This window comes from Stenotrophomonas sp. HMWF023 (assembly GCF_003060985.1).
In the GTDB taxonomy this organism is placed as follows: domain Bacteria; phylum Pseudomonadota; class Gammaproteobacteria; order Xanthomonadales; family Xanthomonadaceae; genus Stenotrophomonas; species Stenotrophomonas lactitubi.
The window spans coordinates 11,175-20,190 of sequence record NZ_QAIJ01000323.1 but is presented as its reverse complement, the minus strand read 5'-3'; the positions used below and the strand labels follow the sequence as shown (position 1 = coordinate 20,190).

General features: G+C 65.1%; 5 protein-coding genes. All 5 read left to right on the top strand.

All coding sequences use genetic code 11. The annotated features are described in order from the left end of the window. Positions 1-354 precede the first annotated feature (354 nt). Complete coding sequence (locus tag DBR20_RS19910) at positions 355-3,324, top strand: TonB-dependent receptor (protein WP_108267916.1); 2,970 nt, start codon at positions 355-357, stop codon at positions 3,322-3,324. Positions 3,325-3,654: 330 nt separating this feature from the next. Beyond that, a complete protein-coding gene (locus DBR20_RS19905; RefSeq protein WP_108267914.1) occupies positions 3,655-6,579 on the top strand; it encodes a TonB-dependent receptor in 2,925 nt (974 codons plus the stop codon). Positions 6,580-6,745: 166 nt separating this feature from the next. Beyond that, positions 6,746-7,891, top strand: coding sequence for a glycosyltransferase family 1 protein (locus DBR20_RS19900; protein ID WP_108267912.1), 1,146 nt, complete (start codon positions 6,746-6,748; stop codon positions 7,889-7,891). Further along, complete coding sequence (locus tag DBR20_RS19895) at positions 7,872-8,411, top strand: phosphatase PAP2 family protein (protein ID WP_025878111.1); 540 nt, start codon at positions 7,872-7,874, stop codon at positions 8,409-8,411. Before DBR20_RS19900 ends, DBR20_RS19895 begins: the two co-directional genes overlap by 20 nt. A 59-nt stretch (positions 8,412-8,470) precedes the next feature. Continuing rightward, a partial coding sequence (lpxH, locus tag DBR20_RS19890) for a UDP-2,3-diacylglucosamine diphosphatase (protein ID WP_258223440.1) occupies positions 8,471-9,016 on the top strand: 546 nt, incomplete at its 3' end.

The window sequence follows — 9,016 nt, the reverse complement described above, 5'->3', positions numbered from 1 at the left end:
TCGCCGGGCTGGGCATCCAGTTCCGTCCGTTCGTGGTCTGAGCAGGACCGGGACGCCTGCCATCGGCCGACGGCGCCTGATTACATTTCGTTACAGTTCGCGCAATCGACCGCCAATTCCTGCTGCAACGCAGCAGTTGGCGGAGGCGGTGTGCGCCTCGCCCTGACGTAAACCCCTGCTTTTGTTCACGTTTGGTGAAAGCGCGCGATGCGTAACGACACAAACCGACACGCGCTCTTTACAGAGCATTAACCAACGAGACTACTATCGGGTCATCGGCTCGGTCTTGGACCTGCCGATTCCTTCGACGCCCGTTTTGGCGTCCTTTGCACGACCCGAGAGAGAGAGCTCGTCATGACTTCACGCACCACCGCACTGGGGCAGGCCATCCGCTACGCCCTGGCAACCACTGCGACGCTGGCTGCGCTGCCGGCGTTCGCCCAGAGCAGCAGCACCGCCTCGCCGACCAACCTGGACCGCATCGAAATCACCGGTTCGCGTATCCGCCAGGTGGACGTTGAAACGGCGCAGCCGGTGCTGGCCCTGAGCCGTACCGATATCGAACGCCAGGGCTTCAGCTCCGTTGCCGACATCCTGCAGAACGTGACGGCGATGGGCAGCCCGGCGATCAGCCGCGCAAACGCGCTGAGCTCGGGCGAGAACACCGGCGGCACCTACATCGACATGCGCAACCTGGGCGCGCAGCGCACCCTGGTGCTGGTCAACGGCAAGCGCCTGGGCATCAGCACCTCGGGCCTGCAGGACGTGTCCTCGCTGCCGGTGTCGGCGGTGGAGCGTATCGAAGTGCTGAAGGATGGCGCCTCGGCCATCTACGGTTCCGATGCGATGGCCGGCGTGGTCAACATCATCACCCGTTCCAACGTCAACGGCGTGACCGCCAACGTCTACCACGGCCAGTACAGCGAAGGTGACGGCGCGCGCGACCGCTTCGACGTGGTGGGTGGCTGGAGCAACGACCGCGTGTCGCTGACGCTGGCGCTGGAACACTCCGAAGAAAAGAGCGTGTGGGCACGTGACCGTTGGTTCAGCAAGTACGGTACCAGCGACCACAACCCCAATGACCCCTCCAACTGGACCACGCTGAGCCAGTACGGCCAGATCACCGGCCTGAAGGGCCGCCCCGGCTGTACCGATACCCGGCTGGGCTGCGGCTACTCGCTCAACCGTGGTGCCGACCCGACCAATCCGGCCAATTACCACCTGACCGATGCGACGCCGTTCACCGGTGACGTCAGCAATGCCAACGACCAGATGCACGTCATGTACCCGATCAAGCGTGATTCGGTGTACTTCGATGGCCGCTTCAAGCTGACTGATGACATCAACCTGCGCACGGAGTTCGGCTACAACAAGCGTTCTTCCGAGCGCCAGATCGCCGGCTACCCGACCCAGTCCAGCTCGGTGTCCATTCCCAATGACCCGAACGCCACGGGCCAGATGTCCAGGGACAGCTACTTCAACCCGTTCGGCAGCCAGCACGGTTACGCCAACCCGACCGCAGTGTCCTGGAACCGCCGCACCTGGGAAGTGCCGCGCGTGAGCACCAGCGAACTGAAGACCTATCGTGCGGTGGTGTCGCTGGATGGTGCCTTCGAGATCGGCGAGCGCTACTTCGACTGGGACGTGGGCTACCAGTACAACCGCAACGAGCTGACCGCCACCGCCACCGGCAACCTGCACAAGAAGCGCGTGCGTGATGCCGTGGGCCCGTCGTTCCTCGACCCGGCCACCGGCAAGGTGATGTGCGGCCGCCAGGGCGCGGTCATCGATGGCTGCAAGCCGTGGAATCCGCTGGTGCCGTTTGGCAAGAACGACCCGAACGGCCTGACCGGCAACGAAGAGCTGCTGTCCTGGCTGTTCCCGTCCGAAAAAACCACCGGCCGCACCACCACCAAGAATGCGTTCGCCAATCTGTCGGGCAGCATCATGACCCTGCCGGCCGGCGACCTGGGCTTTGCCTTCGGCGTCGAAAGCCGCAAGGAAGATGGCAAGTACACGCCTGACGCGCTGGCCCAGACCGGTGCCACCACCAACCTGGCCGCTGGCCCGACCGGTGGCAGCTACACGGTGAAGGAAGCGTACCTGGAGCTCAACGTGCCGGTGCTGGCCGACCTGCCGGGTGCCAAGGAACTGAGCTTCAGCGCCGCAACGCGTTTCTCCGAGTACAACACCTTCGGCAACACCCTCAACAGCAAGTTCGGCTTCAAGTGGAAGCCGATCGACCAGCTGCTGGTCCGCGGCACCTGGGCCGAAGGCTTCCGTGCACCGACCATCAGCGACCTGTACGGTGGCGGTTCGGAAACCTTCGCGCAGTTCAGCGATCCCTGCGACACCGTGTTCGGCGCTTCCAAGAACAGTGCTGAAGTCCGCGGACGTTGCGCACGCGATATCGCCGATGCCGGCAACTTCCGTCAGCTGCGGCAGGGCAATACGCCGGTGACCACCGCGCAGGACGCAACGCCGACGCCGTTCGTATCCGGTTCCAACCCGCAGCTGACCCCGGAAACCTCGACCAGCAAGACGCTGGGCCTGGTGTGGAGCCCGACCTTCGTCAGCAACCTCAACGTTGCGCTGGACTGGTGGAAGATCCGCATCGACAACACCATTGTCGATGACAGCCCGAACCAGATCCTCACCGACTGCTACGAGCAGGGTATCGAAGCGCGTTGCAGCCGCTTCACCCGTGATGCGGCCACCGGCATCGTCACTGGCCTGAAGTTCGGCAACCGCAACGCCGGCTTCGCCGAGACCGAAGGCTACGACCTGGACGTCAGCTACCGCGTGGATACCAGCTACGGCAAGCTGAGCGCTGGCTGGACCAGCACCTACGTCAGCAAGAACGTGTACCGTTCGACCAACGACAGCGGCGTGGTGCCCACCCCGATCAACGGCGTGGCCAACACCATCGGCACCAGCACCAGCCTGGCCTTCCGGGTGCGTTCGAACCTGGTGCTGGGTTGGGATATCGGTGACTTCGGCGTCAGCTGGACCGCGCGTTACTACTCCGGCGTGAAGGAGCGTTGCCTCAACGCTACCCGCTACGCGGATGAGTGCTCCGATCCGGGCTTCATGGCACCGTGGATCAAGGGCACCCGCGATTACAACCAGCGTGGCGCGGTCACCTTCCACGACGTGCAGTTCCGTTACAACCTGCCGTGGGATGCCACCGTGTCGGTTGGCGCCAACAACGTGTTCGGCAAGGAAGGCCCGGTGATGTACAGCAAGCCGAATTCGTCGTTCTCCTACTACGGCGGCTACGACATCGGTCGTTTCATGTACATGAAGTACCAGCAGCGCTTCTGATCCACGCGCTGGCGTAACACCACGACCACGGCCCTTCGGGGCCGTGGTTTTTTTGTGCCCGCGCAGGTTGTCGCCATCCACATCGCTGTTGACGCTTCCAATCCAGCACCCCATCCCGGGCAAATCTTCAGCCGGAACACGAAATGACCTGGCAATCGATTGATTCGATTCCGCTTTGTACGAAAGCGTCATCGCCAATCCGGGCGTTCTCGGCGCATTCCTCTACTCCTCTCTGCGGGCCCTCACTAGGTTTGAACGTCCACCGCCCGCGGTGGAACTGGCGCAGCCCTGCTTGGCCGCGCACCGATGAATTGGAAGAGAGAGAGACCCATGACCATCCATATTCCCGAACTTGGGTTGGCGATCCGTCGCGCGCTTGCGATGACAGCCACCACTGCGTTGGCCGTTCCCGCATTCGCCCAGCATTCCGCTGAAGCCACCACCCTGGACCGCATCGAGATCACTGGCTCGCGCATCCGCCAGGTCGATCTGGAAACCGCACAGCCCGTGCTGACCATCAGCCGCGCTGACATCGAGCGGCAAGGCTTCAATTCCGTCGCCGACATCCTGCAGAACCTGACCGCAACCGGCAGCCCGGCACTGAGCCGCGCCAGCCCGCTCAGCGCTGGCGAAACCGCCGGTGGCAGTTACGTGGACATGCGCGGCCTGGGTGCGCAGCGCACGCTGGTGCTGATCAATGGCAAACGCCTGGGCATGACAACCAGTGGTTACCAGGACGTCTCCAGCATTCCTGCCGCTGCCGTGGAGCGCATGGAAGTACTGAAGGACGGCGCATCGGCCATCTACGGTTCCGACGCGATGGCCGGCGTGGTCAACATCATCACCCGCCGCAACGTCGAGGGCGTGACCGCCAGCGTCTACCATGGCCAGTTCAGCGAAGGCGACGGCGCCCGCACCCAGTACGACGTGGTTGCAGGCTGGTCGAATGAACGCGCCTCGATCAGCCTCGCCGCCGAGCATGTCGAAGAGAAGGGCGTGTGGGCGAAGGACCGGGACTTCAGTGCCTACACCTATACCGATCGTCATCCGGACGATGGTTGGACCACGGTCGGCCAGTGGGGCCGCATCACCGGCTTCAAGGGCCCGGGCTGCAGCAACAGCCGTGGCTGCAGCTATTCGCTCGACCGTGGCAGCCAGCCGGGAGGTCCGGACAGCTTCCATCTCAGCGACAACACGCCGTTCACCGGTGATGTCAGCAACAGCAACGAGCAGATGCACCTGCAGACACCGATCAGGCGCGACTCGATCTTCGTTGACGCGCGCGTGGATCTGAACGACCAGGTCCGCTTCAACACCCAGCTGGCCTACAACCAACGCACCACGAGGCGCCAGGTCGCCGGCTACCCGTTCCAGTCCGGCGCAGCCGGCATCACGCCGATGTCCGTCGACAGTTGGTTCAATCCGTTCGGCAGCCATCACGGCTACGAAACGCCCAGCGACGTGCACTGGAACCGCCGCACGTGGGAGATTCCGCGCGTCAGTACCAGCGAACTGACCTCCTGGCAGGGCGTGGCTGCGTTCGAGGGCAGCTTCGCGTTCGGCGGTCGCGATTTCGACTGGGAAGCCGGCTACCAGTACAACCGCAGCGAACTGACCCAACGCGCCACCGGCAACCTGCACAAGCAACGCGTCGCCGATGCCACCGGGCCGTCCTTCTACAATCCGGCCACCGGCAAGGTCGAGTGCGGTACACCGGAGGCGCCGATCAGCGGGTGCAGGCCCTGGAACCCGCTGGTGCCCTATGGCCAGGATGATCCCTATGGCCTGACCGGCAACCCGGAACTGCAGGACTGGTTGTTCCCCGAGGAACTCAGCCGCGGCCGCACCACAACCCGCAACCTGTTCGCCAGCCTCAGCGGCAGCCTCGCCACGCTTCCTGCCGGCGAACTGGGCTTCGCGGTGGGTGCGGAGAGCCGCCACGAAGACGGCCGCTTCGTCCCCGATGCGCTGGCACAGACCGGTGCCACCACCAACCTGGCCGCAGGCCCCACCGGTGGTGGCTATCGTGTCGACGAGGCCTACCTGGAGCTGAGCGTGCCGGTGCTGCACGACCTGGCCGGTGCGCGTGAGCTGAGCCTGAGCGCCGCTACCCGATACTCGGACTACACCACCTTCGGCGGCACCCTCAACAGCAAGTTCGGCTTCACCTGGAAGCCGATCCACCAGCTGCTGGTCCGCGGCACGTGGGCCCAGGGCTTCCGCGCACCGACCATCTCCAATCTGTATGGCGGTGGTTCTGAAACCTTCACCACCGGCTTCCGCGATCCCTGCGACACCGTCTACGGTGCTGCGGCCAGCAGCCCGGAGGTGCGTGCACGCTGCGCCGCCGACATCGCCAACGCTGACAGCTACCGCCAGCTCGGCCAGGGCAACGAGCCGATCACCGGCAGCAGCGGGCAGACGCCGCGGGCCTTCACCAACGGCTCCAACCCCGACCTGGAGCCGGAGACCTCGACCAGCCGCACACTGGGCCTGGTCTGGAGCCCGACGTTCGCCGAAGGGCTGAACATCGCGCTGGACTGGTGGAAGATCCGCATCGAGAACACCATCGTCGCAGACCACCCCAACAACATCCTTCGCGACTGCTACGAGTTGGGCATCGCCGAACGTTGCGGCGGTTTCACCCGTGACCCGGAACTGGGCATCGTCGACAAGCTCAACTATGGCAACCGCAACAGCGGCTTCCGCCAGGCCGAAGGCTATGACCTGGAGATCGGCCACAAGCTCGAAACCCGCTGGGGCACGCTGCGCGCCGATTGGAGGACAACCTATGTGGTTGCCGCCGAGGAACGGACCACCAACGAGGCGGATGTGCCGCCGATTCCCAGCAATGGCATCGCCACCAACGGAGGTATCGGCTTCCGGGTCCGCTCCAACGCATCGCTGGGCTGGGAGCAGGGCAACCTGGGCCTCACCTGGAGCCTGCGTTACTTCTCCGCCGTCAAGGAACGCTGCCTGGACGCAAGCGGCCATCCGGACGAATGTTCCGATCCGGACCAGCGCGCGCCCTGGTACAGCGGCAGCCGCGATTACAACCGACGCGGCTCGGTCACGTTCCATGATGTACAGGCGCGCTACAACCTGCCATGGAACGCCACCGTTTCGATCGGCGCCAACAATGTGTTCGCCCGCCAGGGACCGATCCTGTACAGCCAGCCCAGTTCCAACTTCTCCTACTACGGCGGCTTCGACATCGGTCGCTTCGTCTACATGAAGTACCAGCAGCGCTTCTGATCCACACGCTGGCGCAACGCCACGACCACGGCCCTTCGGGGCCGTGGTTTTTCTGTGCCCCTGAACTACGCAGGCAGCGCTCTGCCCGGCGGTCATCTCGCTGTCGCAAAGCGGTCATGTCGGCTACATCGCAAGGCCCGAGCATGCGTAAAACCGGAGGCCCGCCATGCGCTATGCCATCGTCACCGAAACCTACCCGCCGGAGATCAACGGCGTCGCACTGACCGTGCAGGGCCTGGAGCAGGGATTGCGCGCCGCCGGCCACGAGGTCGACCTGATCCGCCCTCGACAGGCCAGCGAAGCGCTGGATGCGGTACCGGGCACCCTGCTGGTACCGGGTGCGGCGCTGCCTCGCTATCCGGGCCTGCGCTTCGGCCTGCCGGCACCGATCCGGCTGGGCCGGCACTGGCGGCAGCAGCGCCCGGACGCGATCTACGTGGCAACCGAAGGTCCGCTGGGCTGGTCGGCACTGCGCACCGCGCGCCGCTTGGGCATTCCGGTAGCCACCGGGTTCCACACCCGCTTCGACGAATACCTGCCCGACTATGGCGTGGCGTGGCTGCAGTCGGCGGCAATGCGCTGGATGCGCCGCTTCCACAACCAGGCCGATGCGACCCTGGTGCCCACCCGCGAACTGCAGGAATTCCTGACCGAGCAGGGTTTCGAGCGTGTGCGCCTGCTCGCGCGAGCGGTCGACAGCCAGCAGTTCGACCCGTCGCGCCGCGACCCGGCGCTGCGCGAGGAATGGGGCATCGATGGCACGGGGCTGGCAGCAATCTACGTTGGCCGCATCGCCGCCGAAAAGAACCTCGGCCTGGCGGTGAAAGCCTTCCGCAAGCTGCAGCAGGTGCGCCCGAAGGCACGTTTCATCTGGGTCGGCGATGGCCCGGCGCGCGAGAAGCTGGCGCATGAGAATCCTGATTTCATCTTCTGTGGCATCCAGCGCGGCGATGCCCTCGCCCGCCATTTCGCCAGTGGCGACCTGTTCCTGTTCCCCAGCCGCAGCGAGACATTCGGCAACGTGACCCTGGAAAGCATGGCAAGCGGCCTGGCCACGGTCGCTTTCGACTACGGCGCGGCCCGCGAGTACCTGCGCAACGGCGAGAACGGTGCGGCAGTGGATGACGACGAGCAGTTCGTGCAGGCAGCGGTTCAACTGGCTGCCGATGATGCCCTGCGCCGCGAACTGGGCGGCAACGCGGCACGGGCGATGAAGCGGCTGCACCCGCAGCAGGTGGTGGCGGAGTTTGAAAACCTGTTGGCGGAACTGGCCAGCGCGCGGAGGAGCGGACATGCGCACCACGCCGCTTGAGCTGCTGGCCGGTCGCGAAGCTCGCTTGTGTCGCCGTGCCAACCACTACTGCCGACGTCGCCGCGTGCGTCGCGTCTTCTCGATCATCAGCCGGCTCGGCGATGGCGTGTTCTGGTACGTGTTGATGGGCGCACTGGTGCTCATTGATGGCTTCGATGGCCTGCGTGCATCGGTGCACATGGCCGCCACCGGCCTGGCCGCACTGCTGCTGTACAAGGGGCTGAAACGCTGGACCCGGCGACCACGACCGTACGCCGCCGACCTGCGTATCCGTGCCTGGGTGGCGCCGCTGGATGAATTCAGTTTCCCGTCCGGGCATACCCTGCACGCGGTGTCGTTCACCATCGTCGCGCTGGCCTACTACCCCTGGCTGGCACCGCTGCTGGTGCCCTTTACCTTCGGCGTGGGCCTGTCGCGCGTAGTGCTGGGCCTGCACTATCCGAGCGACGTTCTGGCGGCCACCGGCATCGCTGCACTGCTGGCCTCGGCCAGCCTGGCCTGGCTGCCGTTGCCGGTGTGATGCCCTGCGGTGGGGCAGAGCCCTGCGCTACCGGCGAAGCGATGCCCTAGAATATCGTCATGACCACGCTGTTCATCTCCGATCTGCATCTGGACCCCAGCCGTCCGGCCATCACCGACCTGTTCCTGCGCTTCCTGCGCGAGGAGGCGCCTGGCGCCGACGCGCTGTACATCCTTGGCGATCTGTTCGAAGCCTGGATCGGCGATGACACGCCCTCGGCCGCAGCCGATGCGGTAGCCGATGCACTGAAGGTACTGTCCGACAGCGGCGTGCCGGTGTTCTTCATCCGCGGCAACCGTGATTTCCTGCTCGGCGAAGACTATGCCCGCCGCGCCGGCCTGCGCATCCTGCCCGACCCGTGCATGATCGAGCTGTACGGCCGCCCGGTGCTGCTGCAGCACGGCGACCTGCTGTGCACCGATGACATTCCCTACCAGCAGTTCCGCGCCCAGACCCGCGATCCTGTCTTCCAGGCGCAGTTCCTGTCGCAGCCGCTGGAAGCGCGCATCGCCTTCGCGCAGAAAGCACGCGATGCCAGCCAGGCGCGCCAGTCGGAAATGAAGCAGGGCGACCGTGCGCAGTTTGAAACCGTCACCGACGTGGCC

Bases quoted from the DNA above. Each gene is read 5' to 3' on its own strand.
- DBR20_RS19895 (WP_025878111.1), top strand. From the start codon at position 7,872: ATGCGCACCACGCCGCTTGAGCTGCTGGCCGGTCGCGAAGCTCGCTTG.
- DBR20_RS19910 (WP_108267916.1), top strand. From the start codon at position 355: ATGACTTCACGCACCACCGCACTGGGGCAGGCCATCCGCTACGCCCTG.
- DBR20_RS19905 (WP_108267914.1), top strand. From the start codon at position 3,655: ATGACCATCCATATTCCCGAACTTGGGTTGGCGATCCGTCGCGCGCTT.
- DBR20_RS19900 (WP_108267912.1), top strand. From the start codon at position 6,746: ATGCGCTATGCCATCGTCACCGAAACCTACCCGCCGGAGATCAACGGC.